The sequence below is a fragment of the Ligilactobacillus acidipiscis DSM 15836 genome, assembly GCF_001435755.1.
Lineage (GTDB): Bacteria > Bacillota > Bacilli > Lactobacillales > Lactobacillaceae > Ligilactobacillus > Ligilactobacillus acidipiscis.
Genome location: NZ_AZFI01000271.1, coordinates 1 through 1550, shown reverse-complemented (window position 1 = coordinate 1550; position 1550 = coordinate 1). Strand labels below are relative to the sequence as shown.

Annotated in this window: 2 protein-coding genes and 1 pseudogene; all 3 read left to right on the top strand. The window is 32.9% G+C overall.

From position 1 onward, the window contains the following. Positions 1-33: 33 nt before the first annotated feature. Positions 34-195: pseudogene (locus FC65_RS12635) on the top strand (helix-turn-helix domain-containing protein); the annotation flags it as partial. A gap of 108 nt (positions 196-303) precedes the next feature. Then, positions 304-1110 (top strand): ParA family protein, encoded by an 807-nt coding sequence (locus FC65_RS10610; RefSeq protein WP_056972707.1) that lies wholly within the window; start codon positions 304-306, stop codon positions 1108-1110. A gap of 12 nt (positions 1111-1122) precedes the next feature. Continuing rightward, positions 1123-1374 (top strand): ribbon-helix-helix domain-containing protein, encoded by a 252-nt coding sequence (locus FC65_RS10605; RefSeq protein ID WP_056972705.1) that lies wholly within the window; start codon positions 1123-1125, stop codon positions 1372-1374. Positions 1375-1550: the final 176 nt, after the last annotated feature.

Below are 1550 nucleotides of genomic sequence, written 5' to 3'. Positions count from 1 at the left end.
ATTTTTAGTGCCTTTGCCCAGTTTGAACGAGACATGATTGTGACCAGAACCCAAGAGGGCAAATTATACGCCAAAACGCATGACCCCTATTTTAAAGAGGGACGCCCTAAAACCTACACAGATGAGCAAATTCAATTTGCTTATGAGTTACGGCAACAGGGTATGACTTATAAAATGATTGCACGAAAAACAGGCATTAGTATTAAGACCCAGCAACGGCGGTTTAAACAAATAAATTGTTTATTTAATTGTTTATCTATGTTATACTATGAGTATAGACGGATAAGAAAGGAAGCTGAGACTATGAAAATTATCACTTTTACTGCAATCAAAGGTGGCGTTGGTAAAACTACTTTAACGTTAAATTATGGCGATTGGTTAGCCAAGCACGGTAAAAAAGTATTACTAGTCGATTTAGACCACCAATGCAATTTAACCACCGTTTTCGAAAAAACAAGACGAGATAATACCATTGCAGAAGCTTTTAAAGATGATGAGGAAATTCAACGAGTAAACATCGACAACGTTGCACCTAATTTAGATTTAATTGCTGGTTTTATAGATCTAGACGTTTTAGGCAGCCGCCTAGAAAATAACAGCAATAAAGAAATGATGTTATTCATGTGGTTTAAAAATAATATGGACGCTTTAAACTTAAACCAATACGATTATATTTTAATCGACACCCACCCAGATTTTGGCACAATTACTAAAAATGCAATTGCTGTCAGTGATTATTTGCTTAGTCCAATTACACCAAGTGAACATGGATATAATGCTAAGTTTGACCTTGAAACACGGTTAGATAAATTTAAAAAATCCCTTTTTGATTATCGAACTGGTGAAACGTATGTAGACGCCAAACTTTACTTTATTGGAAATATGATTAAACATAATACAAATATGTCACGTGATTTACTAAATCATATTGCAGATGATGAAACAGTAGCAACCGTAATACCTGAAAGAGAACTGTTTAATAAAGCAACTGCGAAACATGCTTCAATCTTTGAGTTAGCACAAAAAGATGATTTAGTTTATAAACAAAACAAAAAGTTTCTTGAACAAGCAAATCAATTATTTCAAGAGTTATCAAATAAGGTTAAATAAAGGAGCGATATTATGAGCTTAGATTCATTCAACAAGAAAAAAGATGAAGAAATGAAAGAAAACTACCAAGCAACTTTAGACGATAAGAAAAAACAAAGTTCCGTTGATTTTATTAGTAAAATCAGTAGAAAAGAAAGTGAACGCAAGCGATCAGTAACCTTTTCGATTACTGAAAGCCAGCTAAAGAAAATGGACAAAAAAGCCCGTGAAAATGGCTTTAAAAATCGTTCGGAGTTCTTGGCGTCAATAATAGACGCTATTTAATTATTAAGTAAATAAATAATTTGTTTATTTATTAAGGAGGGTACAATGAAAACTCAATTACTAAACTATTGGCTGTATTTGTATCTAGGCGGTATCTACTTATTGCCATTATTTGGTATTATGCGATTAAATAATGGCGATACACGTTTTAGGTAGCGTCAAGAAGTTTGTGTAAA

Bases quoted from the DNA above. Each gene is read 5' to 3' on its own strand.
- FC65_RS10605 (WP_056972705.1), top strand. From the start codon at position 1,123: ATGAGCTTAGATTCATTCAACAAGAAAAAAGATGAAGAAATGAAAGAA.
- FC65_RS10610 (WP_056972707.1), top strand. From the start codon at position 304: ATGAAAATTATCACTTTTACTGCAATCAAAGGTGGCGTTGGTAAAACT.